Source organism: Streptomyces sp. PsTaAH-124 (assembly GCF_000373685.1).
GTDB lineage: Bacteria > Actinomycetota > Actinomycetes > Streptomycetales > Streptomycetaceae > Streptomyces > Streptomyces andamanensis.
On the sequence record NZ_KB892191.1, the window covers coordinates 234,407 to 259,763 of the forward strand.

23 protein-coding genes are annotated in these 25,357 nt (G+C 73.6%); 15 read left to right on the forward strand and 8 right to left on the reverse strand.

The genetic code is table 11. From position 1 onward, the window contains the following. The first annotated feature begins 238 nt into the window (after positions 1-238). The 6 genes from B086_RS0128590 to B086_RS0128615 all read left to right on the forward strand — a co-directional run bounded on the left by B086_RS0128590 (position 239) and on the right by B086_RS0128615 (position 7,806). Complete coding sequence (locus B086_RS0128590) at positions 239-1,582, forward strand: ABC transporter substrate-binding protein (RefSeq protein WP_018569866.1); 1,344 nt, start codon at positions 239-241, stop codon at positions 1,580-1,582. Then, positions 1,579-2,559 (forward strand): carbohydrate ABC transporter permease, encoded by a 981-nt coding sequence (locus tag B086_RS0128595; RefSeq protein ID WP_018569867.1) that lies wholly within the window; start codon positions 1,579-1,581, stop codon positions 2,557-2,559. The genes B086_RS0128590 and B086_RS0128595 overlap by 4 nt, the downstream gene beginning before the upstream one ends. Further along, positions 2,556-3,437, forward strand: coding sequence for a carbohydrate ABC transporter permease (locus tag B086_RS0128600; protein WP_018569868.1), 882 nt, complete (start codon positions 2,556-2,558; stop codon positions 3,435-3,437). The genes B086_RS0128595 and B086_RS0128600 overlap by 4 nt, the downstream gene beginning before the upstream one ends. 116 nt (positions 3,438-3,553) lie before the next feature. After that, on the forward strand, positions 3,554-4,534 hold the full coding sequence (locus tag B086_RS0128605; RefSeq protein WP_026252862.1) for a hydroxyacid dehydrogenase: 981 nt from the start codon (positions 3,554-3,556) through the stop codon (positions 4,532-4,534). Positions 4,535-4,690: 156 nt separating this feature from the next. Beyond that, entirely contained in the window at positions 4,691-7,039 is a 2,349-nt protein-coding gene (locus B086_RS0128610) for a GH92 family glycosyl hydrolase (RefSeq protein WP_018569870.1), read from the forward strand. A 149-nt stretch (positions 7,040-7,188) separates the two neighbouring features. Beyond that, the gene (locus B086_RS0128615) at positions 7,189-7,806 is read left to right on the forward strand and encodes a DinB family protein (protein WP_018569871.1); all 618 of its coding nucleotides are present in this window, start codon (positions 7,189-7,191) and stop codon (positions 7,804-7,806) included. 39 nt (positions 7,807-7,845) lie between these two features. Here B086_RS0128615 and B086_RS0128620 read toward each other — a convergent pair whose 3' ends face one another. Further along, positions 7,846-8,430 (reverse strand): TerD family protein, encoded by a 585-nt coding sequence (locus B086_RS0128620; RefSeq protein WP_018569872.1) that lies wholly within the window; start codon positions 8,428-8,430, stop codon positions 7,846-7,848. Positions 8,431-8,640: 210 nt separating this feature from the next. On the opposite strand from B086_RS0128620, the gene B086_RS0128625 reads away from it, so the two are divergent. Beyond that, positions 8,641-9,378: an SAM-dependent methyltransferase gene (locus B086_RS0128625; RefSeq protein ID WP_018569873.1), complete on the forward strand. Its 738-nt coding sequence runs from the start codon at positions 8,641-8,643 to the stop codon at positions 9,376-9,378. A 37-nt stretch (positions 9,379-9,415) separates the two neighbouring features. On the opposite strand, the gene B086_RS0128630 is transcribed toward B086_RS0128625, so the two are convergent. Continuing rightward, entirely contained in the window at positions 9,416-10,105 is a 690-nt protein-coding gene (locus B086_RS0128630; RefSeq protein WP_018569874.1) for a class I SAM-dependent DNA methyltransferase, read from the reverse strand. 227 nt (positions 10,106-10,332) lie between these two features. Further along, positions 10,333-11,025, reverse strand: a complete 693-nt coding sequence (snpA, locus tag B086_RS0128635) for a snapalysin (protein WP_018569875.1) — start codon at positions 11,023-11,025, stop codon at positions 10,333-10,335. Between the two features lie 186 nt (positions 11,026-11,211). Between snpA and B086_RS0128640 the strand changes: the two genes are divergently transcribed. Continuing rightward, on the forward strand, positions 11,212-12,279 hold the full coding sequence (locus tag B086_RS0128640) for a LysR family transcriptional regulator (RefSeq protein WP_018569876.1): 1,068 nt from the start codon (positions 11,212-11,214) through the stop codon (positions 12,277-12,279). Positions 12,280-12,313: 34 nt separating this feature from the next. Here the strand turns inward: B086_RS0128640 and B086_RS0128645 are convergent, their stop codons facing one another. Further along, on the reverse strand, positions 12,314-12,676 hold the full coding sequence (locus B086_RS0128645; RefSeq protein WP_018569877.1) for a DUF1330 domain-containing protein: 363 nt from the start codon (positions 12,674-12,676) through the stop codon (positions 12,314-12,316). A 123-nt stretch (positions 12,677-12,799) separates the two neighbouring features. After that, the gene (locus B086_RS0128650; protein WP_086024296.1) at positions 12,800-13,861 is read right to left on the reverse strand and encodes a hypothetical protein; all 1,062 of its coding nucleotides are present in this window, start codon (positions 13,859-13,861) and stop codon (positions 12,800-12,802) included. A 310-nt stretch (positions 13,862-14,171) separates the two neighbouring features. Between B086_RS0128650 and B086_RS0128655 the strand changes: the two genes are divergently transcribed. Together B086_RS0128655 and B086_RS0128660 are read left to right on the forward strand one after the other, a co-directional pair. Next, positions 14,172-15,587: an amino acid permease gene (locus B086_RS0128655; protein ID WP_018569879.1), complete on the forward strand. Its 1,416-nt coding sequence runs from the start codon at positions 14,172-14,174 to the stop codon at positions 15,585-15,587. Positions 15,588-15,735: 148 nt separating this feature from the next. Next, positions 15,736-17,022 (forward strand): amidohydrolase, encoded by a 1,287-nt coding sequence (locus B086_RS0128660; protein ID WP_018569880.1) that lies wholly within the window; start codon positions 15,736-15,738, stop codon positions 17,020-17,022. A gap of 31 nt (positions 17,023-17,053) precedes the next feature. On the opposite strand, the gene B086_RS0128665 is transcribed toward B086_RS0128660, so the two are convergent. Further along, complete coding sequence (locus B086_RS0128665; protein ID WP_018569881.1) at positions 17,054-18,439, reverse strand: FAD-dependent monooxygenase; 1,386 nt, start codon at positions 18,437-18,439, stop codon at positions 17,054-17,056. Positions 18,440-18,517: 78 nt separating this feature from the next. Between B086_RS0128665 and B086_RS0128670 the strand changes: the two genes are divergently transcribed. After that, on the forward strand, positions 18,518-19,108 hold the full coding sequence (locus B086_RS0128670) for a TetR/AcrR family transcriptional regulator (RefSeq protein WP_018569882.1): 591 nt from the start codon (positions 18,518-18,520) through the stop codon (positions 19,106-19,108). Between the two features lie 126 nt (positions 19,109-19,234). Here the strand turns inward: B086_RS0128670 and B086_RS0128675 are convergent, their stop codons facing one another. After that, positions 19,235-22,609 (reverse strand): pyruvate carboxylase, encoded by a 3,375-nt coding sequence (locus tag B086_RS0128675; protein WP_026252864.1) that lies wholly within the window; start codon positions 22,607-22,609, stop codon positions 19,235-19,237. Between the two features lie 258 nt (positions 22,610-22,867). Between B086_RS0128675 and B086_RS0128680 the strand changes: the two genes are divergently transcribed. After that, positions 22,868-23,653: a polysaccharide deacetylase family protein gene (locus B086_RS0128680; RefSeq protein WP_018569884.1), complete on the forward strand. Its 786-nt coding sequence runs from the start codon at positions 22,868-22,870 to the stop codon at positions 23,651-23,653. A gap of 16 nt (positions 23,654-23,669) precedes the next feature. Here the strand turns inward: B086_RS0128680 and B086_RS41070 are convergent, their stop codons facing one another. Then, on the reverse strand, positions 23,670-24,077 hold the full coding sequence (locus B086_RS41070) for a hypothetical protein (protein ID WP_037874068.1): 408 nt from the start codon (positions 24,075-24,077) through the stop codon (positions 23,670-23,672). Between the two features lie 153 nt (positions 24,078-24,230). On the opposite strand from B086_RS41070, the gene B086_RS45130 reads away from it, so the two are divergent. The 3 genes from B086_RS45130 to B086_RS0128700 all read left to right on the forward strand — a co-directional run bounded on the left by B086_RS45130 (position 24,231) and on the right by B086_RS0128700 (position 25,271). After that, entirely contained in the window at positions 24,231-24,386 is a 156-nt protein-coding gene (locus B086_RS45130) for a DUF6131 family protein (RefSeq protein ID WP_018569886.1), read from the forward strand. Between the two features lie 130 nt (positions 24,387-24,516). Continuing rightward, complete coding sequence (locus B086_RS0128695) at positions 24,517-24,996, forward strand: ATP-binding protein (RefSeq protein ID WP_018569887.1); 480 nt, start codon at positions 24,517-24,519, stop codon at positions 24,994-24,996. 80 nt (positions 24,997-25,076) lie between these two features. After that, positions 25,077-25,271 carry an antitoxin gene (locus B086_RS0128700; RefSeq protein WP_026252865.1) on the forward strand — a complete coding sequence of 65 codons (195 nt, stop codon included), beginning with the start codon at positions 25,077-25,079 and terminating at the stop codon, positions 25,269-25,271. The last annotated feature ends 86 nt before the right edge of the window (positions 25,272-25,357 follow it).

Sequence of the window (25,357 nt, forward strand, 5' to 3'; positions counted from 1 at the left end):
TCGATCGAATGATCTGCCCATGGCGGCAGGTTGCCACGAAATCCGCAGAGTGCGCCCACTCGGATGCCTCTGCCAATTGATCAGATTCGATCATTCGATCGGAAGGTATTGACTTCGATCGGAAGTGTTCCCAAGATGTGCCTACCCGGGCCCGACGGCCACGGAGTCCGGCAGGCGTTGTCGTCACCGGATCCGCACCGGGCACCTTCCACCCGTCTCGTTCCCCAGGAGCCGAGCCATGTCCGCTGCCCCCGCCCGCAGTCGCAGAGTCCGCCGAGCCGCCGCCGCGCTCACCGCCGCCGCCCTGTCCGCCACGCTCCTCGCCGCCTGCGGCTCGGGCGACGACGACGGCCCGGCCGCGGGAGCGGGCAAGCCCGTCGACATCACGTTCTGGGGCTGGGCCAAGGGCACCAAGCAGGTGGTGGACGCCTTCAACTCCTCGCACAAGGACGTCCACGTCAGCTACGAGGAGATCCCCTCCGGTTCGGCCGGCGGCTACGCGAAGCTGTCCAACGCGGTCAAGGCGGGCAACGCGCCCGACGTCTTCAACGTCGAGTACCCGCAGCTGCCCGACTTCGTCAGCCAGGGCGCCGTGCAGGACATCAGCGAGTACGTCGACGCGGGCCTCAAGGGCAAGTACCTGCCGCAGGCGGTGCAGCTGACCACGCTCGGCGGCGCCACGTACGCACTGCCGCTGGACGCCGCGCCGCAGGTCTTCTACTACCGCAAGGACCTGTTCGCCAAGGCCGGCATCAAGCCCCCCGCCACCTGGGACGAGTTCCGCACGGCTGCCGAGAAGCTGAAGCAGGCCGCGCCGGACAGCCGGATCGCCACCTTCTTCCCCGACGACCCGACCACCTTCGAGGCGATGGCGTGGCAGGCCGGAGCCCCCTGGTTCGGCACCTCGGGCGACTCCTGGCAGGTGAGCGTGGACGGGCCCGGCACCCAGAAGGTCGCCGCCTACTGGCAGAAGATGATCGACGACGACCTGGTGCGGGTGGAGCCTTCCTTCAGCCAGCAGTGGACGGCCTCGCTCCAGAAGGGGCAGACCGCCGGTTACCTGGGCGCCTCCTGGGGCGGCGGCGTGCTGAAGGGCACCCTGCCCAAGGACCAGTCCGGCAAGTGGGCCGTCGCCCCGCTGCCCTCCTGGAACGGCACCCCGGCCAGCGGCATGCTCGGCGGCAGCACCTTCGCCGTCTCCAAGGACAGCAAGAAGGCGAAGGCCGCCGTGGAGTTCGCCACCTGGGCCACCACGACCGCCCAGGGCATCCAGGCCCGTATCTCCTCCGGCGACTCCTCGGCCTACCCGGCCGACCCCGAGCTGGTCCCGGTCGCCGCCAAGGCCTTCGCCACCGACTTCTACGGCGGCCAGGACATCTACGCCGTCTACCGGAGCGGCGCGCGGTCCATCGGGCAGAAGTGGACCTGGGGACCGGCGATGGGCGTCACCAACAACTCCCTCAAGGACTCCTTCGGCAAGCTCTCCACCCGTTCCGGCACCATCGCGCAGGCGCTGGCCACCGCGCAGAAGGACACCCTCTCCGAGATGAAGAACCGCGGTCTGAAGGTCGCCACGCGATGACGCCCGCCTCCCCCGCGGCGGCCCGCGCGCTGCCCGCCGCCTCCCCGCGCGCCGCCGCCCCCCGGCCGCGGCGGCGGCGGTTCGCGGCGCCCGCCGTGCTGCTCGCGCCGTTCTTCCTGCTCTTCACCGCGGTCACCCTGGTGCCGATCGGCTACGCCGTCCATCTGAGCCTGTACGCCGAGCACCGCTCCGGCCTCGGCTTCGGCGGCAGCGAGACCGTCTTCACCGGCCTCGGCAACTACACCCGGGCCTTGGGCGACGCCGCCTTCCGGGCCGGGTTCTCGAACCTCCTCCAGTACTGCCTGCTGTACATCCCGCTGATGATGGCGCTGGCCCTCGCGCTGGCCCTGCTGCTGGACTCCGCGCTGGTCAGGGCCCGCCGCTTCTTCCAGCTCGCGCTGTTCCTGCCGCACGCGGTGCCCGGCACCATCGCCGCGCTGGTGTGGGTGTACCTGTACACCCCCGGCATCAGCCCGGTGATCGACGCGCTCAACTCCTTCGGCGGACAGACCGATCTGCTCGGACACCCGCTGCCCGCCGTCGTCAACATGGCGGTGTGGGAGTGGACCGGCTACAACATGGTGATCTTCTTCGCCGCGCTCCAGGCCATCCCGCGCGAGGTCCTGGAGGCCGCCGTCGTCGACGGCGCCGGGCCGCTGCGCACCGCCCTCAGCATCAAGGTCCCGCTCATCCGCTCCTCGCTCACGGTGGTGGGCCTGTTCACCGTCATCGGCTCGCTCCAGCTGTTCACCGAGCCGGTGATCCTGCACGGCACCACCCCGAGCGTCGTCTCCACCTGGTCCCCCAACATGTACGCCTACACCGCGGCGTTCGAACGGCACGACTACGGCCTGGCCGCCGCGTCCTCCGTCCTGCTGGCGCTGGCCGCCGCCGCGCTCTCCTTCGTCGTCACCCGCGCCACCCGCGGCCGGGGCCGGCGCACCCGGTCCCAGCACGCCACGGAGGCCGCCGCATGACCACCGCCACCGCAGACCCCGGCGCCCCGCGCGACCGCGGCCGCCCCTGGTCGCTGTCCAAGGCGGCCGTCAACGGCGCCCTGGTGCTGGCCACCGCCTACACCCTGCTGCCGCTGGTCTGGCTGCTGACCGCCGCCGCCAAGAACACCGGCGACCTGCTCGGCGGCCGCAGCCTCTCCCCCGCCACCTGGCACCTGGGCGCCAACCTGCACGCCCTCGCCACCACCGGCGACGGCATCTACTTCCGCTGGTACCTCAACTCCCTGCTGTACGCCGGGATCGGCGCCCTGCTGTGCGCCCTGGTGTGCGTCTGCGCGGGCTACGCCTTCCACGTCTACACCTTTCCCGGCAAGGAACAGCTCTTCGGTCTCGTCCTGCTCGGCGTGCTGGTGCCGACCACGGCGCTCGCGCTGCCCATGTACCTGCTGGCGAGCGAGCTCGGTGTCGTCAACACCTTCTGGGCCGTCTTCGTGCCCAGCCTGGTCAACCCGTTCGGGGTCTATCTGGCGCGGGTCTTCTGCGCCGGATACGTGCCCGGCGAGGTCCTGGAGGCCGCCCGTATGGACGGCGCCGGGGAGCTGCGGACCTTCTGGTCGGTGGGCCTGCGCATGGTGATGCCCGGCTTCGTCACCGTCTTCCTGTTCCAGTTCACCGCCATCTGGAACAATTTCTTCCTCCCCCTGGTGATGCTCTCCGACAACCGGCTCTTCCCCGTCAGCCTCGGCCTGTACAGCTGGAACACGCAGACCCACGCCTTCCCCGAGTACTACCCGCTGGTCGTCACCGGCTCCCTGCTCGGCATCGTCCCGCTGGTCATCGCCTTCATCGCCCTCCAGCGCCACTGGAAGGCCGGCCTCACCGCAGGAAGCGTCAAATGACGTCCGCCCCTGCCGCACACGCACCGGAGAACCGAGTGTCCAACCCCCCGACCGCACCCGCCGCGCAGCCGCACACCGCCACCCCCGGTCAGCGGCGCCCGCGCACCCTGCTGGCCATGCACTCCGACCTCGCCGCACGGCTGATCGACCCCGGCACGCTGGAGCGGCTCACCGCCCTCGCCGACCTCGACCCCACGCTGGTCGCCGACGACTTCGACGAGCCGCGCGCCGCCGCCGCGCTGCGCGAGAGCGAGGTCATCGTCAGCAGCTGGGGCTGCCCGCCGCTGGACGAGTCCGTCCTGGAGCGGGCGCCCCGCCTGCGGGCCGTCATCCACGCCGCCGGATCGGTCAAGCACCACATCACCGACGCCTGCTGGCGGCGCGGCATCCAGGTCACCTCGGCGGCCTGGGCCAACGCCCTGCCCGTCGCGGAGTACACGGTCGCCGTGGTGCTGCTCGCCAACAAGCAACTGCTGCGCATGCGCGACGACTACCGCGCCCGGCGCGGCCCCCACGACTGGCTGGCCGCCTACGGCGGCGCGGGCAACTACCGGCGCACGGTCGGTGTCGTCGGCGCCTCCCGCATCGGGCGCCGGGTCCTGGAGCTGCTGCGCCCCCACGACCTCGACCTGCTGCTGCACGACCCCTACGTCGGCGCCGAGGAGGCGGCCGCGCTGGGCGCCCGCTCCGTCGAGCTGGACGCGCTGTGCGTGGCGAGCGACGTGGTCACGGTGCACGCGCCCGAACTGCCCGGCACCCGGCACCTCATCGACCGCCGCAGGCTCGCCCTGCTCCGCGACGACGCGACCCTGGTGAACACCTCCCGCGGCTCCCTCGTCGACCAGGACGCGCTCCTCGACGAGCTGCGCACCGGCCGGCTCAACGCGGTCCTGGACGTCACGGTCCCCGAGGTGCTGCCCGCCGACTCCCCGCTGTACGACCTGCCCAACGTCCTGCTCACCCCGCATGTCGCGGGCTCCCTCGGCGGCGAACTGCACCGCATGGCGGCGGCCGCCGCCGACGAACTGGCCCGCTACGCCGCCGGGTTGCCCTTCGCCCACCCGGTCCTGCACGAGGACACCACCCGCTCGGCATGACCCGCGGGGGCGTCGGGAGCACCCCGCCGGAACGCGCGGACCGGACCCGCCACGGTCCGGTCCGCGCCCGCTCTTGACGAGTACACGCACAACACCGAAGAATGAGCCGCGCTCTGACAACGTTGTCCGTGTTTTTCGGTGGAGGAGTTGACGCCCATGAGATGGACCCGGCGAACACGCGCTGCGGGAACGGCCGTCGCGGCCGTCGCGCTCCTCGGCGCCGCCCTCACCGCGCCGGTGGCGCAGGCCGCCGCGCGCGACACCGGCCGGCTCACCGACCTGGTCAACCCGTTCATCGGCACCGAGAACGAGGGCAACACCTATCCCGGCGCGGCCGTGCCCTTCGGCATGGTGCAGTTCTCGCCGGACACCGGGCACAACACCGGCTACGACCACTCCCAGAACCACATCCGGGGCTTCTCCCTGGTGCACCTGTCCGGGGTGGGCTGCGGCCTCGGCGGCGACCTGCCCGTGCTGCCGACCACCGGCGACGTCACCGAGACCGACAACGCCAGGTACGAGGCGGAGTTCAGCCACGACACCGAACAGGCAAGCCCGGGATACTACAAGGTCGGCCTGAAGAACGGCATCGGCGCCGAACTCACCGCGACCGCGCGCACCGGCGTCCAGCGCTACACCTTCCCCGCCACCGACAAGGCCAACGTCCTGCTCGACGCGGGCCAGTCGCTGCACCGCGTGATCTCCACCCAGGTGGAGGTGCTGGACAACCGCACCGTGCGCACCGCCCTCACCGGCAGCGGCTTCTGCCAGGACACCGAGCCGTACACGGTGTACACGATCACCCGCTTCGACCGGCCCTTCACCTCCTTCGGCACCTGGGACGGCTCCTCCGTCACGGCGGGCTCGCGCAGCGGGCACGGCGGCGCCTACGTCCGCTTCGACACGACGAAGGACCGTACCGTGGAGGCGACGACGGCCCTGTCGTACGTCGACGCCCGCGGCGCCGCCCTCAACCTGCGGGCCGAGGGCGGCCGTTCCTTCGACCGGGTGCGCGAGGCCGCGCGGCGGTCCTGGGAGGACCGGCTCGACGACGTCCGGGTCGAGGGCGGCAGCGACACGCTCCGCCGCACCTTCTACTCGTCCCTGTACCGGTCCTTCCTCGCGCCGAACATCGGCAGCGACGCCGACGGCCGCTACACCGGCTGGGACCAGCGCGTCCACCGCGCCAAGGGCTTCACGTACTACCAGAACTGGTCGCTGTGGGACACCTACCGCACCCAGTCGCAACTGCTGTCGCTGCTCGCGCCGCGCGAGGCGCGCGACATGGCGGTCTCCGTCATCCACATCGACGAGGAGAGCGGCTGGCTGCCCAAGTGGGGCTACGGCACGGTCGAGACGAACATCATGACCGGCGACCCGGTCACCCCCTTCCTCACCAACGCCTATCAGCAGGGCCTGCTCAAGGGCCGCGAGGGGTACGAGGAGCGGGCCTACCGCGCCCTGCGGAAGAACGCCGACGGCGTACCGCCCGCGGACTCCCCCGCCGTGGGCCGCGAGGCCAACAAGGAGTATCTGGCGAAGGGGTTCGCGCCCTACATCAAGGGCCGTCCGCACGCCAAGCCCGGCGACTCGGACTACGACCACGGTCCGTCCGCGACGCTGGAGTACGCCCTGTCGGACGCCATGCTCGCCGAGATGGCCCGCGGCCTCGGCCATGACGCGGACGCCGCGCGCTACGCCGCACGGGCGCAGAACTACCGCGCGGTCCTCGACTCCTCGACCGGCTTCTTCCGCGCCCGCGACGCCTCCGGCGCCTTCACCGGACCGGCCGACCCGGCGCAGAGCGAGGGCTTCCACGAGGGCACGGCCTGGCAGTACCAGTGGCTGGTGCCGCAGGACCTGCCCGGCATGATCGGCCTGATCGGCGGCGAGCAGGCGGCCAACGCCCGGCTCGACTCCTTCTTCGCCTACGAACAGTTGGTGCGGGACCCGGCGAAGACCGCCCGCGAGGTGTGGGTCAACGGGCCGTACGACTACTACAACGCGGACAAGTACAACCCGCAGAACGAGCCCGACCTCATCGCCCCGTACACCTATCTGTCGACCGGCCAGCCGTGGAAGACCACCGACGTGGTGCACGCGGCCCTGACCCTGTTCACGGACACCCCGACCGGGATGACCGGCAACGACGACCTGGGCACCATGTCCGCCTGGAACGTGCTCTCGTCGATCGGGGTCTTCCCGGTGCAGCCCGGCTACGCCACCTGGGGCCTGTCCACCCCGGTCTTCGAGCGCGTCGACCTGACGCTGGACCGGCGCTACTACCCGCGCGGCGCCCTCACCGTCACCGCGCCGGGCACCTCGGACGCGAGCCACTACATCCAGTCGGCGCGCCTCGACGGCTCCGCCTACGGCCGTACGTATCTGACGACCGGCGATCTGCGGCACACCCGGTCGCTGTCGTTCACCGTCGGAGCCCGGCCCTCCACCTGGGGCACGGGTGCGCAGGCGGGGCCGCCCCCGCTGAACCGGCCCTCCTCCTGAGCCCGCCCGGCCGGTGTCCCCGCCGCCGGAGCAGGCGGGGACACCGGCCGGGCGGCCCGCGCCCGATAATCGCGGGCGGCGCGCGGCCCGTTGTGGCAGCGTGACCGGCCGGCCGCCCCGCCGGGGGCGACGGAACACCAGGAGCGCCCGTGGTCCCGCCTCGTCTCGTCCCCCTGCTCGCCCAGTTCGACTTCGCGCACACGCGGCTGCGCGACCGGCTGGCCGGACCGGTCATGGACAGCGGCGACGGGACGGACACCCGGGTCGAACCGCTCACCGACGAGGAGTACTTCTGGGAGCCGGTGCCGCGGTGCTGGTCGGTGCGGCGGCGGACGGACGGGCCGGGCGCGCGGGCGACGCTGCTGGCCGGCGCCGGCGACTGGGGGCGCGACGCCGCCGCGTACCCGCATCCCTGGCCGCCGCCGTTCACCACGCTCGCCTGGCGGCTGAGCCACCTCGGCGAGATGCTGACGCTGCGCGCCGACCACACGGCGGGCTCGCACCGGCTGACCCGCGACGGCCACCCGGTCCCGGGCGGCGCCGCCGAGGCGCTCACGGCCCTGGAGGCGGGCGCCTCGGCCTGGCGGCGGGCCCTGCTCGGCGCGGACGACGCGGCGCTGGACACCGTCGGACACTGCACCTATCCGCACGGCGGCGACGCCGAGGAGCCGTTCGCCGACATCGTGTGGTGGGTCAACCAGGAAGTGCTGCACCACGGCGCCGAGATCGCCCTGCTGCGCGACCTGTACCGGGACCGGCGGCGCTGAACCGCGGGCGGCCCGGGGCCCCGGGCCCCGGGCCCGCGGTCACTTGCTGACGGCGAAGCGCATCAGGGCGTGCTCGTCGCCCTGCTTGATCTTGCCCGTCACATTGATCACTTCGAGCTTCCAGGAGCCGCCCACGCGCAGCGCCTTGGCCACGGCGCAGCCGTTGTCCTGGGTGAGCAGGCTCGGCCAGATGTCGGCGACCTGCTGGGAGGTGCCGCCGGTCGCGTCGTACACCTTGAAGCTGATGTTGCGCGCCTTCTGGAAGGAGCTGCCCTTCTTGAAGGCGGCGGCCACGAACACGATCGAGGTGATCTGCTGCGGGATCCGGGCGAACTCCACCGTCACCGTCTCGTCGTCGCCGTCACCGCGGCCGGTCTGGTTGTCCCCGCTGTGCACGAGCGAGCCGTTGCCCATCGGGTCCAGCGAGTCCAGGCCCGCCAGGCGCACCGGGTCGCCGCCCTGCATCGCGACGGCGATCAGGTCGAGGTCGGTGCCGGCCTTGCGGCGCAGCATGCCCATCACGCCGCCGCTGGCGCCCGCGGTGGGGTCCCACGACACTCCGATGGACAGGTGCGTGACCCCGTCCAGGTCCGCCGGGCCGTCTTCCTTCGTCAGCGTAATCATCCGTTGATCATCCTCTGGTCATGCGAATCGCGGTACCCAAAGTGTGCCTGGAGGTTCCGGCGTGCTCGACGGCGGGTCCGCACCGCCCCGGTTCCTCCCGGATGATGCGGATGGTTCCCCGGCGGTGGTTCCCCGGCGGCAGGCCCGGTTTCCGCGGGCCGCCGGGAAAATGCCGTGCCCCGGTACGCCGTTCCGTGTCAGGCTCCGCCGGTGAACCGTGCCCAGATCTCCCGGCTCGCCCACGCCGGCCATCCGATCGCCGCCCCGCTCGACGACGAGTCCGTACGCCTGCTGCTGGACGGCCTGCTGCCCCGCGAGGAGGCCCGGGTGCTCGACCTGGGCTGCGGCGGCGCCGAGTGGCTGCTGCGCGCCCTGGCCATGCGTCCGCTGCTGCGCGCCGAGGGGGTGGACGTCGCCGCGGAGGCGCTGGGCGGCGCCCGCGACGCCGCGCACGCCCGGGGGGTACGGGACCGGCTGCTCCTGCATCAGGCGGACGCGGCCGCGTTCACCTGCGCGCGCCCGTTCGACGCCGTGCTCAGCGTGGGCGCGACGCATGCCTTCGGCGGTCTGCGCGCCACCCTGGCGGCGGCCCGCCGCCATCTGGCCCCGGGCGGGCGCCTGCTGATCGGCGACGGCTTCTGGGAGCACCCGCCCTCCGCCGAGGCGGTCGGGATGCTCGGGGACCTCGACGACCTGCCCTCGGTCCTGGACACCGTCGCCGCCGAGGGCTGGACACCTGTCGGCGGGCACATCAGCTCGCGCCGCGAACTGGACGCCTACGAGTGGGCGTGGACCGGGTCGCTGGCCTCCTGGGCGCTGGACCGCCCCGGCGACCCGGACGGCGCCCAGGCGCTCGCGGCGGCCGCCGAGCACCGCGCGGGCTGGCTGCGCGGCTACCGGGACAGCTTCGGTTTCGTCTGCCTGGTGCTGCGCCCGTCCTCCGGCTGAGGAGGCCGAGGGACCGGCGCGGGCGCCGCGCGGCCCGTCAGCCGCGTCGTGCGCAGTGCAGGAAGAGGTGTTCCTCGGGCGGCGCGTCCGGGCCCTCGGGGGCGTACGAGGCCGAGGACTCGGCCAGCACATCGAAGCCGGCCCCCTCCACCACGCTCCGCAGCGCGGCGCGGGGATAGCCGGACACCCGGATCGTGCGGCCCAGGAACGGGATCGGGACGTCGTCCGCGTCGGCCTCGACCATCGCCAGGGCGAACAGGCCCTCGGGAGCGAGCAGTTCGCGGATCCAGGTGAGGGCGAGGGGGATCTCCGCGCGGGGCAGCATGAGCAGCGAGAAGAAGGCCGCGGCCGCGTCGAACCGGCCGAGGCCGAGCGGGCCGCCGGGGCGCAGGTCGGCGAGGTCCGCCCGGTGGAAGCGCGCCCCGGGCACCCGCTCGCGGGCCAGCTCCACCATGGTGGCCGACAGGTCGACGCCGACGACGTCGAGGCCCGCCTCAGCCAGCCGCCGCGCGGTCGGCACCCCGGTGCCGCAGCCGACGTCCAGGACCCGGGCCCCGGCGGGCAGCGCGGCGATCAGCCGGTCGGTGGCCGCGAGTTGGCCCTCCTTGTGCGGGAACGCCTCGTCGTAGCGGTCGCCGATGGCGTCGAACGCCTCGGCCTGGCCGGTGCGGTCGCGCGGCGGGACGCCGTGGCCCGCCTCCTCGGCGGAACTGTCCGTGCGGCTCATCCGATGTCTCCCCCTCGCGCCCTCGCGCCTCGTCGTGCGCCCGGCCGTCCGCCGTCCGGTGCGCACGGGGTGACGTTACCGTCCGGACGGGCCCGTGGCGCCGACGACGGTGCCGTGCACGGCACTCGGGGCGGCGGGGCGGCGGCCGGAGCGCGCGACGGCGCGGACCGGGGCCGGGGCCTCGGTCCGCGCCGTCGCGCTCGCTCGGGGAGTGCGCTGCCGGGGTGTCAGCGCACGCTGTTGACCTTGCTCAGCGCCTTGGCCAGGCCGTTGGCCCACAGCTGGTTGACGCGGGCGCGCTCGTTGGCGTTCGGGTAGCGGTTGGTGCAGGACGGGCCGGGGCCGCCGCCCGACATCAGCTCGCTGCACGGGCCGCTGTAGTGGTCGGGCAGACCGAGCACGTGGCCGGTCTCGTGGGTGACGACGCGGACCGAGTCGTACTGCTGGTTCTGCGAGTAGTCCAGGAAGATGTAGCCGCGGCCGTGGCCGTCGGTGGAGGCGTAGGACCCGTTCTGCGGGTCGTTGCCCTCGTAGTACGAGAAGTCGGCGCTGCCCGAGGAGGCGGCCAGCTTGACGTTGGTGACGGAGCTGTTCCAGATGGAGGCGGCGCTCGATATCTGCGAACGGAAGCTCGGCGCCTGGGCGGCGCTGTAGTAGACGGTGACCGACTTCAGGTTGGGGTGCGCGGCCTGCTTCTCGGCGACCGACTTCATGACCGCGTCGAAGAACGCCTGGGTGTCGGCGGTGTGCGCGGCGGTGCCCGTGTACCGGGCGACGGTGGCGGGGCCGGAGGTGTCCGGGGCGGCGGCGGCCGGTCCGGCGGTGCCCAGCGCGGCGGAGGCCAGGCCGAGTCCGAGCGCGAGGGCCACGAGTCTGCGGACGGACTTCGTGGACGCGGCGCCGGTGCGGGAGGACGACATGTGGGGGCTCCTACTCGTTCGGTGTGGGGTGTGAACGGTCGGTTGCGGATGAGTCTCGGGCAGGCCAACGCCGCCGGGATGATGGCAACTTGGGATAGCACGGGGCTATCGGGGGCCGACTCGTACGGTTCCGTCGCCATTTGCTCGTCTGGTGCGGCGCCGCCGCCCCGCCCTACGCTCCCCCTCATGGAGCTCGAGGTGAGGCATCTGCGCGTGCTCTGCGCCATCGCCGACACCGGCAGCCTGCACCGGGCGGCCCGTGAACTCGGCATGGCGCAGCCCTCGTTGAGCACCCAGCTGCGCCGGATCGAGCAGACCCTCGGCGGTCAGCTCTTCGTCCGCACGCGCACCGGCTGCCGGCCCACGCCGCTGGGGCGCGCCGTGCTGAGCCGGGCCCGGCCGCTGGTGAGCGAGCTGGCCGCGCTGGTCACCGAGACCCGGGCGGCCGCGGCCCGCGCCGGGGGACCCCAGTTGCGCATCGGCGCCACGGCCAGCCGCGCCATCCCGGGCTGGCTGCGCCGGCTGCGGGCGCGCACCCCGCGCACCGAGCCGACCCTCCAGATGGATGTCTCCGCCAACTCCCTGCTGCGCATGGTGGCCTCGGGCCGGCTCGACATGGCGTTCGTGCACGAGGTGGAGGGCAGTCCGCTGCGGGTGCCGTCCGGGCTGTGCCTGCGGGTGCTGGTGGAGCGCGAACCGCAGTTCGTGTGTCTCGCCGTCGACCATCCGGCGGCGGCGCGGCACGAGGTGCGGCTGCGCGATCTGGCGGCGGACCGGTGGATGGTGGACTCCACGGTCGACGGGGAGTGGGACGCGCTGTGCCGGGTGCTGCGCGCGGCGGGGCTGCGGCCCGACATGCTGCACGGCGACTACCTCACCGCGTACTCGCTGGCGGCCACCGGCGAGGTGGTGACCGTCAGCCAGCCCACGACACGGCCGCGTTCCGACCTCGCCGTCCGGCCTCTCCTCGGCGACCCGATCGGGGTGCGGCTGCTGCTCGCGGCGCGCAGCGAGGACGAACTGGACCGGGGTTACGCCGAGTTGGAGGAGGCGTACTGGGAGGCGGCGCGCCAGGCCCCGGCGTACCGGGAGTGGCTGGGCCGTGCGGACGGGCCCGGCACGGCGGCCGACGAGGCGGCGGCGGGCGTCAACGACACCCTCGACGACGACGCCGGTGCCCGCGGGCCGCTGTCCTCACCGGCCGCGCTGCCGCGTCCGGACGGGCGCGGCGGGCGGCGGGTGCCCGCCGGATGAGAGCGGCGGACCGGGCCCGTCCGGGCGGCGCGGGTCAGGCGTCCGGGGCCGGTCCGGCGGGCAGCGCCTCGCGCATCGCCCGCGCGGTGGCGGCCGGGTCGTAGCCCTCCGGCACGCCCGCGACCAGGATGATGTCGCCCTCGACATGGCGGGAGCGCAGCGGTGCGATCTCCCGGTAGGCGGGCGAGTCCCACCAGGCCCGCGCCTCGGTGATCCCGGGGAAGCCGATGACGACGACATGGCCGGGCCAGGCGCCCTCCTTCACCTCGTGCGCGGTGGCGTGCACCAGGAAGCGGCCCCCGTACGGCGCGAAGGTGGCGGTGATGCGCTCGATGTACTCGGCGGTCTCGGGGTGCGGCGCGGCGTCGCGCAGATGGGCTATGGCGTAGGCGGTCATGACGTCCTCCGGTCGGTCGCGCCGGTCTCACTGCGTATGCCGGTGATCGTGGCACCGGGTGCGGGGCGGCGTCGATGACCTGGCAGGTAACCGGCGGGGCGGCAGCCGCGGGGGGTCGGCGCGTCAGCCGGCCGCGTGCGCCGGGCGGGCCTCGCGGCCGCCGGGGTGGCGGTGCCGCCAGACCCAGAAGACCGCGCAGGAGATGACGGCCCAGGCGGCGAGGACCAGGAACGGGAAGGCGTGCTGGTGTCCGGCGAAGTAGACGGCCGTGTGCTGCGCGTTCACCGAGGCGCCGGGCGGCAGCCAGCGGCCGATCGCGCCGAGCGGGGACGGCAGCAGCGGCCAGGAGACCGCGCCGCCGGAGGAGGGGTTGCCGAGCAGCACCATCAGTCCCCAGGTCGGCAGCATGGCCCAGCGCCCGAAGAGGGTGTTGAACATCGAGAAGACCATCCCGGAGGCGAACATCGTGAGCGCCAGGATCAGCCAGGACTCGGCGAACGGCAGGTCGAGGGCGCCGAGCAGCCAGTCCACCACGGCGGCGATCACGAAGCCGCCGAGCAGCGCGTAGGCGACGGTGAAGGCGATGCGCTCGGCCGGGTCGAGCGCCCGCGCGTGCACGCTGAGCTGGATGGCGCCGACGAAGCCGATGATCACCGCGGCGAGCGAGATGTAGAAGATCGCGAGGCCGCGCGGGTCGCCGTGCTGGAGCGGTTTGAGGTCGCGGACGGTGACCTGGACGCCGGTGGCCCGCCCCACCTGCTGCGCGGCCTCCTCCAGCACCTGGGCGACCGTGGCGCCCGAGGCGCCGGACACGTCGAGCAGGACGGTGCGCCGGTCGGGCGGGACGTCGAGCACGGCGAAGACCCGCTGGTCGTCCACCGCGGTCCGGGCCTCGGCGGCGGTGGCGTAGGGGCGCAGCTTGAGGGAGGCGGACAGCGCCTTCTCCATGCCGGTGACGAAGCGGCGGCTCTCCGGCGTGTCGTGGTGGCCGACGACAGCGGTGGGGATGGTGTGCGGGGTGGGGTTGGCCATGGCGTAGGTGTAGGAGCCGGCGAAGAGCCCGGCGGCCGCGGCGAGGATCAGCGTCAGGACGGTCGCGGGCAGGAACGGGGACTTCCGGAACGCGGCCCAGCGCTCGGCGGGGGTGGGGGGCCGGCCGTGCCCACCGTGCGGCAATTCGGACATGACGCCCACGCTAGGTCATCCTGCGGTCACTCCTCTCGCCGAGCGCGACCGGTCCCGCGCGGCGCGGCCCCGGCGCGGGGCTTCCCACCGGTCGCCGCCGCGGGCTGTGACGGGGCCGCACCGGAGGCCGGACGATCCCCGCCCGCAGGCGCCCCGCGGCGCACTTTTTCCGGTTCCGGACGATCCCATACCGGACAAAAACGTGTGATTTGGCGGAATGCCGGGCCCTGCCCGACCATGGGGCCTGCCCGGCGATCTCGGGTGCCGCCCGGCGATCCCGGGCACTGTCCGACGAGAGGCGCACCACCCCATGCACGTCCCCGGGACCGTCCCGCCGGCCACGGCCGCGCGGGAGACCCCCGCGGCCCCCGTTCCCGCCGGGACCACTCCCGCGGGCGAAGAGGCTCCCTCCCCCGGCAGGCACGCCCGCCGCTTCGGGCTGCCGGTCGCCACCGCCCTGGTCATGGGCAACATCATCGGCGGCGGCATCTTCCTGCTCCCCGCCTCCGTCGCCCCGTACGGCACGGTCAGCCTGGTCGCCTTCGGCGTCCTGACCGCCGGGGCCGTCGCCCTCGCCCTGGTCTTCGGCCGGCTCGCCGAGCGCGATCCGCGCACCGGCGGGCCGTACGTGTACGCCCGCGCGGCCTTCGGAGACTTCGCCGGGTTCCTCGCGGCCTGGGCGTACTGGATCACCACCTGGGTGTCGAACGCCGCGCTCGCCGTCGCCGCGGTCGGCTATCTGGACGTACTGATCCCGGTGAACGGCCACCGCTGGACCGCGTGCCTGGCCGCGCTCGCCCTCCAGTGGCTGCCCGCGCTCGCCAACTTCGCCGGGACCCGCTACGTGGGGGCGGTGCAGGTCGTCTCCACGGTGCTGAAGCTGGTGCCGCTGCTGCTGGTCGCGATCGGCGGGCTGTTCTTCTTCGACCCGCGCAACCTCGGCCCCTTCCACGCCGGCGGCGGCAGCACGGTCGGCGCGGTCTCGGCCTCCGCCGCGCTGCTGCTCTTCTCCTACCTGGGCGTGGAGTCGGCCGCGGTGAGCGCGGGCGAGGTCGAGAACCCCCGGCGCAACGTCGGCCGGGCCACCGTCATGGGCACCACCGGCGCCGCCCTCGTCTATCTGCTGGGCACGCTGTCCGTCTTCGGCACGGTCGCGCACAGCCGTCTGGTGGAGTCCGGCGCACCTTTCTCGGACGCCGTGAACGCCATGTTCGGCGGTTCCTGGGGCGGCTGGGCCGTGGCGCTGGCCGCCCTGGTGTCGATGACCGGCTGCCTCAACGGCTGGACCCTGCTGAGCGCCCAGACGCCGTACGCCGCCGCCCGGGACGGGCTGTTCCCGGCGGCCTTCGCACGGCGCCGGCGCGGGGTGCCGACCTTCGGGGTGGGCGTCACCGTGGTCCTCGCCTCGCTGCTCACCGTCTACAACTACGCCTCCGGCTCGGCCGGGGTCTTCCGGGTCCTCGTCCTCGTCACCACGTTCACCGCGACCGTGCCCTATCTGCTCGCCACGGCCGCGCAGATCTTCCACCTGGTCTCCGGGCACCGCGACCGGGTGGACCGGGGCCGTCTGGTGCGGGACGGCGTGGTCGCCTCGGTGGCCGCCGCCTTCTCGCTGTGGCTCGTCGCGGGCGCGGGCTACGCGGCCGTGTACCAGGGGGTGCTGTTCCTGTTCGCGGGCGTCCTCGTGTACGCGGTGATGGCGGCCCGCCGTTCCCGGGCGGCCTGAGCCGGGCGGGCCCCTGCCCGCACCGGACGCGCGGCACGGTGAGGGGTCCGGCGCCACGGGCGCGTACCGGCGGGCCGCGCTGGTTATGTTGAGGGCGAGCGGTACGTCCCGGCGGCTGCGCCGGTCCCGAGCACCGGAAGGTGGCACGATGCCCAGCACGTCCTCCCCGCACCCCGAAGCGTCCGCCCTCGCCGACCTCTACCGCGACCTCCACGCCCACCCCGAACTCGCCTTCTGCGAGCACCGCACCGCGCAGATCGCCGCCGACCGGCTGCGCGCTGCCGGGTACGAGACCGCCACCGGGATCGGCGGCACGGGAGTCGTCGGTGTGCTGCGCAACGGCGAGGGGCCCGTCGTGGCCCTGCGCGCCGACATGGACGCCCTGCCCGTGGAGGAGCGCACGGATCTGCCCTACGCCAGCTCCGCGCGGGCCACCGACGGGGACGGCAACGCGGTGCCCCTGATGCACGCCTGCGGCCATGACGTGCACGTCAGCTGTCTGCTGGGCGCCGCGGCGGCGCTCGCCGCGGACCGCGCCTCCTGGCGGGGCACGCTGTTGCTGGTGTTCCAGCCCGCCGAGGAGGTCGGCCGGGGCGCGCAGGCGATGATCGACGACGGGCTGTTCGAGCGGTTCGGCCGGCCGCGGGTCGTGCTCGGCCAGCACGTGGCGCCGCTGCCCGCCGGGTACGTGGGGCTGCACGCCGGGCCCGCGTTCGCCGCGTCCGACTCGCTGCGCGTCGTGCTGCACGGCAGCGGCGGCCACGGGTCGCGGCCCGAGGCGTGTGTCGACCCGGTCGTCATGGCCGCGGCGACGGTGCTGCGGCTCCAGGGCATCGTCGCCCGGGAGATCGCGGGGACCTCCACCGCGGTGGTCACCGTGGGCGCGCTGCACGCCGGGAACAAGCCCAACGTCATCGCGGACCGCGCCGAGCTGCTGCTGAGCGTGCGCACCTTCGAGCCCGCGGTGCGCACCGCGGTCCTGGCGGCCGTGGAGCGGATCGTCCGGGCGGAGGCCGCCGCCTCGGGCGCGCCGCGCGATCCGGAGATCTCGTGCACCGAGTCGTTCCCCGCGGTCGTCAACGACCCCGAGGCGTCCGCGCTGACCCGGCGGGCGCTCGCGGGGGCGCTGGGCGAGGCGCGGGTGGTCGATCCGGGGCCGGCCACCGGCAGCGAGGACATCGGTGTGCTGGCCGAGGCCGCCGGGGCGCCCTGCGTCTACTGGCTGCTGGGCGGCGCCGACCCGGCGGCCTTCGCCGCAGCCCGCACCTTCGACGAAGTGGCCCGGATCGCCCACGGCCTGCCGTCCAACCACTCGCCGCTCTTCGCTCCGGTCGTCGAACCGACTCTGCGCACCGGTGTCACCACGCTGACCGCCGCCGCCCGCGCCTGGCTGGCCGGTGGCAGGGATGCCGGGGAGGCCGCCGGGGACCGCTGAGGCACGGCCGCCGCCGCGCGGGTCCGTCGGCTCAGGCCAGATAGCCGTCCGGGCGGACGACGAAGGTGTCGCCCGAAGACGCCCCGTAGGCCGCATGGGCGTGGCCGTCCGCGTCGGTCACGTACTCGCCGCCCTGCCCGGGGCCGGGCCGCTCGCCGGGGCGCAGTACGGCGTAGGTGTGCGGCTCCGCCGCGGGGGCGTCGGCGCCGAAGACGAGGCGGGTGGAGTGCGGGCCCCGGAACAGGTCGAAGAGCCGTACCCGGGCGCCGGTCGCGTCCAGGACCGGGGCGTCGGGCGCCCGGTCGCCGGTGACGAGGTGGCCGGTGGCGCCGGGGGCGCGGTAGGTGATGTCCAGGCCGTAGTTCTCCTCGCCGCGCCGGTAGGCGTCCTCGCGGCCCTCGGTGTAGCGGTTCAGCAGCGCGGTGGTGGCCCCGAGGACGCGCGCCGCGACGGCGCGCCGCTCGCGCTCGTAGCCGTCGAGGTCGTGTCCGGCGGCCAGCCGCCAGCCGAGGTTGTAGGCGTCCTGGACACCGGTGTTCATGCCCTGGCCGCCGGTCGGCGGGTGGACGTGCGCGGCGTCGCCCGCCAGGAAGACCCGGCCGGACCGGTAGCGGTCGGCGAGGCGCACATTGGGCCGCCACACCGTCGACCAGCCGTGGCCGGTGAGGCGCACGCCCGCCGAGAACCGGTCCAGGGCCGCCTGCATGGTCGTGAGCGAGGCGTCGTCGCCCGTGCCCAGCCGGGTGACGAACTGGAACATGCCGGTGCCCGGCAGCGGCGACAGGCCGACGCCCTCCGCCGGGTCGTCGCCCGCGGCGAACCAGTACCCGAAGGCCGGGTCGAGGTCCGGGGCGCGCACGTCGCCGATCAGCATGCGGAACGTCTCGTCGGTGGTGCCGGGGAAGGCCACGCCGATCGCCTTGCGCACGAGGCTGGCGCCGCCGTCGGCGCCGACCAGGTGGTCCGCCCGGTCGCTCTCGCCGGTGGAGAGCCGGGCGGTGACGCCGTCGGCGTCCTGCTCCAGGCCGACCAGCGCGGTGCCGGACTCGACCCGCACGCCGAACGCGGCGAGCCGGGCGCGCAGGATGCCCTCCAGCTGGGACTGGCCGAGGACCCAGGGGTTGGGGTACGGCACGTCGGGGCGCGGCTCGCGCGGTGCGAACATCCGGCGTTCGCCCGCGGCGCGGCCGTCGAGGTGGACGCGGGTCGGAGCGGGCGGCGCGCCCTCCTTCAGGACGGCCTCCAGCACGCCGAGGTCGTCGAGGACCTCCAGGGTGCGGGGCTGGATGCCGTCGCCGCGCGACCCGGCGAAGAACTCCTCGGCCCTGTCGACGATCCGCACCTCCACTCCGCGCCGCGCCAGGTCGATGCCGAGGGTCAGTCCGGTGGGTCCGGCGCCGACGATGAGAACCCGCATACTGAATCTCCATTCACTGAATTTAGATTCACTCTGCGGGCTGCTAGCGTGCCCTGTCAAGGTCACGAGGAGAGCGGCGTGAAACGTTCGGTGCAGGCGGCCGAAACCAGAGGTGCGCTGATCGAGGCGGCCAAGCGGCTGTTCACCACGCGCGGGTACCTGAACACCAAGATCACCGACATCACGGCCGAGGCCGGGCGCTCGGCGGGCTCCTTCTACAACCACTTCACGGGCAAGCAGGAGCTGCTGGAGGCCCTGCTCGCGGAGGTCTCGGCGGCCGGCGACCGCACCGCGGACAGCGCGGAGCACAAGGCGGACTTCACCGACCCGGACGCGATCCGCTTCCATGCCGCCGCCTATGTGCGGGTGTACCGGGAGCACGCCGCCACCCTGCTCGCACTGCACCAGGCGTCCCTGGTCAGCGAGGAACTGGCCGCGACGCTGCGGCACTGGCGGCGCGCCCAGCTCGACGACCTGCGCGACCACCTCCGTCACGTCCCCGACCTCCCGGCCTCCCCCGAGGCCACCCTGACCCTGCTGGCCGCGACGTTCGACAGCGTCACCCAGCCCTGGTCCGACCTCTCCGAGGACGAGGCCGTGGAGGCCGTCACCCGGTTCGCCTACCGGGCGCTCAACGGCCGGGACGTGCCCGCCCCGCAGGAGTCCTGAGGGCGCACGGACGCCCCCGCAGAAGTCCTGAAGGCGCACGGACACCACGGACGAGGGGGCGCCGTCCGCCGTTCCCGGCAGTCGGCGCCCCCCATCGTCCGCGCGGGCGCGCGGGCGCGCGGCGGGTCAGCCCACCTCGATCAGCAGGTCGCCGCCCTCCACCTGCTGGATGCGGTTGATGGCGAGCCGGCGCACCCGGCCGGCGCGCGGGGCCGTGATCGCGGCCTCCATCTTCATCGCCTCGATGGTGGCCACGGTCGCCCCGGCCGCCACCTCCTCGCCCTCGGCGACCGCCAGCGTCACCACCCCGGCGAACGGCGCCGCGACATGCCCCGGATCGCCGCGGTCCGCCTTCTCCGTCACCGGGACGTCGGAGGCGGCGGCGGTGTCCCGCACCTGGACCGGGCGGAGCTGGCCGTTGAGCGAGGACATCACCGTGCGCATCCCGCGCTCGTCGGCCTCGCCGACCGCCTGGAGCTCGATCAGCAGCCGGACGCCCGGTTCGAGGTCGACGGCGTACTCGGTGCCGGGGCGCAGCCCGTAGAAGAAGTCCTTGCTGTCCAGCACGCCGGTGTCGCCGTAGGTCTGGCGGTGCTGCTCGAAGTCGCGCGTCGGGCCGGGGAACAGCAGCCGGTTGAGGGTGGCGCGCCGGTTCTTGTCCAGGCCCTCGCGGTCCTCGGCGCTCAGTTCGGCGACGGGCCTGGCCTCCGCGCGGCCCTGGAGCGCCTTGGTGCGGAAGGGCTCGGGCCAGCCGCCGGGCGGGGTGCCCAGCTCACCGCGGAGGAAGCCGATGACGGAGTCGGGGATGTCGAACCGGTCCGGGGTCCGCTCGAAGTCCGCCGGGTCGACCCCGGCGCCCACCAGGTGCAGGGCGAGGTCGCCGACCACCTTGGAGGACGGGGTGACCTTGACGAGGCGGCCCAGGATGCGGTCGGCGGCGGCGTACATCGCCTCGATGTCCTCGAAGCGGTCGCCGAGGCCCAGGGCGACCGCCTGGGTGCGCAGGTTGGAGAGCTGGCCGCCGGGGATCTCGTGGTGGTAGACGCGCCCGGTCGGCGCAGCGAGGCCCGCCTCGAAGGGCGCGTAGATCCTGCGGACCCCCTCCCAGTACGGCTCCAGGTCGCCGACGGCCTTCAGGTCGAGGCCGGTGGGCCGCTCGGAGTGGTCGGTGGCGGCCACCAGCGCCGTCAGCGACGGCTGGGAGGTGGTGCCGGCCATGGAGGCGACCGCGCCGTCCACCGCGTCGACGCCCGCCTGCGCCGCGGCCAGATAGGTGGCGAGCTGGCCGCCCGCGGTGTCGTGGGTGTGCAGATGGACCGGGAGGCCGAACTCGCGGCGCAGGGCCGTGACGAGGGTGGCCGCGGCGGGGGCCCGCAGCAGTCCGGCCATGTCCTTGACGGCCAGGATGTGCGCGCCCGCCTCGACGATCTGCTCGGCCAGCCGCAGATAGTAGTCCAGGGTGTACAGGCGCTCGGCGGGGTCGGACAGGTCGGCCGTGTAGCACAGGGCGACCTCGGCGACGGCCGTCCCGGTCTCGCGCACGGCGTCGATGGCCGGGCGCATCTGGCCCACGTCGTTGAGCGCGTCGAAGATGCGGAAGATGTCGATGCCGGTGGCCGCGGCCTCCTGGACGAAGGCGTCGGTGACCTCGGTCGGGTACGGGGTGTAGCCCACGGTGTTGCGGCCGCGCAGCAGCATCTGGAGACAGATGTTGGGCACCGCCTCGCGCAGCGCGGCCAGCCGCTCCCAGGGGTCCTCGGCGAGGAAGCGCAGCGCGACGTCGTAGGTGGCGCCGCCCCAGCACTCCAGGGAGAGCAGTCCGGGCAGGGTGTGGGCCACGGCGGGCGCGGCGGCCAGCAGGTCCTTGGTGCGCACCCGGGTGGCCAGCAGGGACTGGTGGGCGTCGCGGAAGGTGGTGTCGGTGACGCCGAGTCCGGGCGACTCGCGCAGTCGGCGGGCGAAGCCCTCGGGGCCGAGTTCGACCAGCCGCTGCCGGGAACCGGCCGGCGGCTCGCCGGCGGGCAGCGGCGGCAGCTTGGTGACCGGGTCGACGGTCCCGGGCCGCTCGCCGTGCGGCTTGTTGACCGTCACATCCGCGAGATAGGTGAGCAGTTTGGTGCCGCGGTCGGCGGAGGAGCGGGCGGTCAGCAGGTGCGGGCGCTGCTCGATGAACGAGGTGGTGACCCGCCCGGCCTGGAAGTCCGGGTCGTCCAGGACGGCCTGGAGGAAGGGGATGTTGGTGGCGACCCCGCGGATGCGGAACTCGGCCACCGCGCGCCGGGCCCGGCCGATCGCGGCCTTGAAGTCCCGGCCCCGGCAGGTCAGTTTGACCAGCATGGAGTCGAAATGGGCGCTGATCTCCGTCCCGGCGTGCGTGGTCCCGCCGTCCAGCCGGATGCCGGAGCCGCCCGGGGAGCGGTAGGCGCTGATCCGCCCGGTGTCGGGCCGGAAGCCGTTGGCCGGGTCCTCGGTGGTGATACGGCATTGCAGGGCCGCGCCCCGCAGCCGCACGGTGTCCTGGGAGAGGCCGAGGTCGGCCAGGGTCTCCCCGGCGGCGATGCGCAGCTGGGCCTGGACCAGGTCGACGTCGGTGACCTCCTCGGTCACCGTGTGCTCGACCTGGATGCGCGGGTTCATCTCGATGAAGACATGGCGGCCCTCCCGGTCGAGCAGGAACTCCACGGTGCCCGCGTTGCGGTAGCCGATCTCGCGGGCGAAGCGCACCGCGTCGGCGCAGATCCGCTCCCGCAGCTCCGGGTCCAGGTTCGGCGCGGGGGCCATCTCGATGACCTTCTGGTGGCGGCGCTGCACCGAGCAGTCGCGCTCGAAGAGGTGGATCACCTCGCCGGTGGAGTCGGCGAGGATCTGCACCTCGATGTGGCGCGGTTCGACGACGGCCTTCTCCAGGAAGACGGTCGGGTCACCGAAGGCGGAGGCGGCCTCGCGGGAGGCGGCCTCGATGGACTCGCGCAGCGTCGCCGGGCTCTCGACCCGGCGCATCCCGCGCCCGCCGCCGCCCGCGACGGCCTTGACGAACACCGGGAACCCGACGTCCTCGGCGGCGCGGACGAGTTCGTCGATGTCCGTGGAGGGGGCGCAGGAGCCGAGCACCGGCACCCCGGCCGCCCGCGCGGCGGCCACCGCGCGGGCCTTGTTCCCGGTGAGTTCGAGGGTGTCGGCGTCCGGTCCGACGAAGGCGATGCCCGCCTGTTCGCAGGCGCGCGCCAGTTCCGGGTTCTCGGACAGGAAGCCGTAGCCCGGGTAGACGGCGTCGGCACCGGCCCGGCGTGCCGCCGCGACGATCTCCTCCACGGAGAGGTAGGCCCGCACCGGATGCCCCGGCTCGCCGATCTCGTAGGCCTCGTCGGCCTTCAGCCGGTGCAGGGAGTTGCGGTCCTCGTGCGGGAAGACGGCGACGGTGCGCGCCCCCAGTTCATATCCGGCGCGGAACGCGCGAATGGCGATCTCGCCGCGGTTGGCGACCAGTACCTTGCGGAACATCCTGGATCCCTTCGGCCTGCCGGTGACGAGGACCATGGTGTCGGTCACCTCCGCGCCGTGCCATAGGAACCGGGCCACTCGTCGTGATCTGTCGCGCCGATACCCCCGACGGGCCGTCAGAAGGCCCCCGTCGCTGCCGTTGTGTCGCGCGTTGCCCGCGGAATTGTCCTTGATCGGTAACAGCGGGATCCCCGGGGGGCGTCCGGCCGTCATCCAGGGTGCAGGGCAACACGGTGACGGCGAGAAGCGGAGCGGGACATGATGCGGCACGGCGGCGGACGGGGTTGGCACGGGCGGGTGCTGGCGGCGGCTCTCGGGGTGACCGCGGTGGCCGCCGCGACCTCGGTGTGGACCGCGCAGGCCGACCCGACGGGCGGTCACTCCTCCCACGCGGGCGCCTCGGCGGGCGCGGCGGCGGGCGACCAGGGCAAGGTCGCGAAGGTGGCGGTGACCATAGCCCACGCCTCGGACAAGGGTGACCGGGGCGTGAACATCACCATCGACGACGGCCCCGACCCGCACTGGACGCCCAAGGTGCTGGAGGTGCTGCGCGAGTACGACGTCAAGGCCACCTTCTGCATGGTCGGCACGCAGGCCAAGGCCTACCCCGACATGGTCAAGGCGGTGGTGGCCGCCGGGCACCGGCTGTGCGACCACACGGTGTCCCACGACACCTCCATGGACCACAAGCCGGAGTCCTACCAGTCGCAGCAGATCCTCGACGCCGAGAAGATGATCACGGACGCGTCCGGGGGCGTCCGGCCGATGTACTACCGGGCGCCGGGCGGCGCGTTCACTCCCTACAGCCGCCAGCTGGCCGCGGGCCGGGGGATGCGGCCGCTGGGCTGGAACGTGGACACCAAGGACTTCGAGCGCCCCGGCACCGCGGCCATCGTCGCCACCGTCAAGCAGGAGCTGCACAACGGACCGACCGTCCTCTTCCACGACGCGGGCGGGGACCGCTCCCAGACCGTGGCCGCGCTGCGCGAGGTCCTGCCCTGGCTGAAGCAGCAGGGCTACTCCTTCGGCTTCCCGGTGCGCTGACCCCGTCCCGGCCGTCTCAGCTCCCCGGATCCCCGGGGGCCGGTCCGTCCGCCCCGCCGCCCCGGCCACCGGCCAGGGCGGCGACCGTCACCGCGGCCCAGCCCAGCGCGGTCACGACGGCGCCGGCCCGGCGGACCCGGCCGCCCGAGCCGGTGCCGAACAGCACCGCGTCACCGACGTCGGAGGCGATCCGTACGGCGGTCGCGGTGACCAGGGCCGGGCCGCGCGGGGCGAGCAGCATGGCCAGCCCGGAGGCGGCGTCGCGCCAGGCCAGCGGACGCAGGGCCGTGGCCGTGTGCGGATGGGTGTTCCCCTCCGGGTCCACCAGCCCCACGGGCCGGGCCAGCCAGCCGGGCCGGTACGCCGCCACGGCTCCGTAGGCAGCCGTCACCGCCCCGACCGTACGCAGCAGTCCTGTACGCACCGACACACCTCCACCGAGCGGGAAAAGCCTCTTGCGCGGAATGCCTCGTACGAGCGAGCGGCACTCCTTGTCCTGATTCCTGTGCACACATACCCGTTGGGGCTTCTTTGGGTGCACAGTGGAGGGAGTACTACCCCCCAACAGGAGGCGGCCATGATCCTCCTCGGCGTCATTCTGCTCATCGTCGGCTTCGTCACCGGCATCTCGATCCTGTGGACCATCGGCATCATCCTGGCCGTGATCGGCGCGGTGCTGTGGATCCTGGGAGCCATGGGGCACGCGGTGGCCGGCCATCGCCACTACTGGTGACCGGCCCGGCAGCGCCTCACCGTCACGCCCGCCTCATGTCACCCGTACGGGAGTGGTCTATTCCGCGCAGGGCGGGGTAACCGGACAATCGGAAGAGCAGTAACACAGTGTGACAGTTTGAGGCAACCATATGGCCATCCCGCTTAGGCAGAAGGCGTCGGATGAGCCGGACCGGTACGGGAGCACGCCCACAGCGCTGCGCTGGGACGTCCGCTGGGACCGTGGCGCGATCAGCGCCGCCGAGGCCCGAGCGGCTGTCGGCAGGTTTCTGGACCGCGTCCGAGTCACCGGCCGCACACCCGTCCCCGACCGCGTGGCACAGGACGCGCAACTGGTGGTCAGCGAGCTGATCACCAACGCGGTACGGCACGCCCCAGGCCCCTGCGGGCTGTGCCTGGAAGCGGAGCCCGACCGCGGGCTCGTGCGGATCAGCGTGTGGGACACCTCCCCGCAGCCGCCCCGGCCCCGGCCCCCGGACGGGCGCCGGGTGGGCGGCCACGGGCTGGAGATCGTCGAAGCGCTCAGCCACAGCCTGACGGTCACCGACCGTGAGACCGGAAAGGAGATCACCGCTCAACTGCTGCTGCCCGCGCCGTCCCGCGAGCAGTGAACCGGCGGCCCGCGCCAGCGGATGCGTCACCCGGACGGGCGGGCCATGCTGGAGGAGAACGAGCCGTGAAGGAGTACGCGATGGGCATGATGGACAAGCTCAAGGGGCTGCTCAAGGGACATGAGGAGCAGGCCGGCAAGGGCATCGACAAGGGCGGCGACTACATCGACCAACGCACCCAGGGCAAGTACAGCGGCCAGGTGGACTCGGCGCAGGACAAGCTCCGGGGGCAGCTCGGTGACCAGGGCCGGGACACCGGCGAGCCGCCGCGCTGACCCCTCGGCCCGTCCCGGCCCCGGTGTGATGCCCCATGGGTGATCACACCGGGGCCGTCGCGCGCGGCACGGCCGCCGGGCGGCGG

Excerpts from the sequence above, each read along its gene's own strand:
- B086_RS0128655 (WP_018569879.1), top strand. The coding sequence starts at position 14,172 with ATGCACGTCCCCGGGACCGTCCCGCCGGCCACGGCCGCGCGGGAGACC.
- B086_RS0128680 (WP_018569884.1), top strand. The coding sequence starts at position 22,868 with ATGATGCGGCACGGCGGCGGACGGGGTTGGCACGGGCGGGTGCTGGCG.
- B086_RS0128650 (WP_086024296.1), bottom strand. The coding sequence starts at position 13,861 with ATGTCCGAATTGCCGCACGGTGGGCACGGCCGGCCCCCCACCCCCGCC.
- B086_RS0128605 (WP_026252862.1), top strand. The coding sequence starts at position 3,554 with ATGCACTCCGACCTCGCCGCACGGCTGATCGACCCCGGCACGCTGGAG.
- B086_RS0128700 (WP_026252865.1), top strand. The coding sequence starts at position 25,077 with ATGGGCATGATGGACAAGCTCAAGGGGCTGCTCAAGGGACATGAGGAG.
- B086_RS0128665 (WP_018569881.1), bottom strand. The coding sequence starts at position 18,439 with ATGCGGGTTCTCATCGTCGGCGCCGGACCCACCGGACTGACCCTCGGC.
- snpA (WP_018569875.1), bottom strand. The coding sequence starts at position 11,025 with ATGTCGTCCTCCCGCACCGGCGCCGCGTCCACGAAGTCCGTCCGCAGA.
- B086_RS0128595 (WP_018569867.1), top strand. The coding sequence starts at position 1,579 with ATGACGCCCGCCTCCCCCGCGGCGGCCCGCGCGCTGCCCGCCGCCTCC.
- B086_RS0128590 (WP_018569866.1), top strand. The coding sequence starts at position 239 with ATGTCCGCTGCCCCCGCCCGCAGTCGCAGAGTCCGCCGAGCCGCCGCC.
- B086_RS0128640 (WP_018569876.1), top strand. The coding sequence starts at position 11,212 with ATGGAGCTCGAGGTGAGGCATCTGCGCGTGCTCTGCGCCATCGCCGAC.
- B086_RS0128620 (WP_018569872.1), bottom strand. The coding sequence starts at position 8,430 with ATGATTACGCTGACGAAGGAAGACGGCCCGGCGGACCTGGACGGGGTC.
- B086_RS0128600 (WP_018569868.1), top strand. The coding sequence starts at position 2,556 with ATGACCACCGCCACCGCAGACCCCGGCGCCCCGCGCGACCGCGGCCGC.
- B086_RS0128610 (WP_018569870.1), top strand. The coding sequence starts at position 4,691 with ATGAGATGGACCCGGCGAACACGCGCTGCGGGAACGGCCGTCGCGGCC.
- B086_RS45130 (WP_018569886.1), top strand. The coding sequence starts at position 24,231 with ATGATCCTCCTCGGCGTCATTCTGCTCATCGTCGGCTTCGTCACCGGC.
- B086_RS0128675 (WP_026252864.1), bottom strand. The coding sequence starts at position 22,609 with ATGTTCCGCAAGGTACTGGTCGCCAACCGCGGCGAGATCGCCATTCGC.
- B086_RS0128630 (WP_018569874.1), bottom strand. The coding sequence starts at position 10,105 with ATGAGCCGCACGGACAGTTCCGCCGAGGAGGCGGGCCACGGCGTCCCG.
- B086_RS0128660 (WP_018569880.1), top strand. The coding sequence starts at position 15,736 with ATGCCCAGCACGTCCTCCCCGCACCCCGAAGCGTCCGCCCTCGCCGAC.
- B086_RS0128645 (WP_018569877.1), bottom strand. The coding sequence starts at position 12,676 with ATGACCGCCTACGCCATAGCCCATCTGCGCGACGCCGCGCCGCACCCC.
- B086_RS0128695 (WP_018569887.1), top strand. The coding sequence starts at position 24,517 with ATGGCCATCCCGCTTAGGCAGAAGGCGTCGGATGAGCCGGACCGGTAC.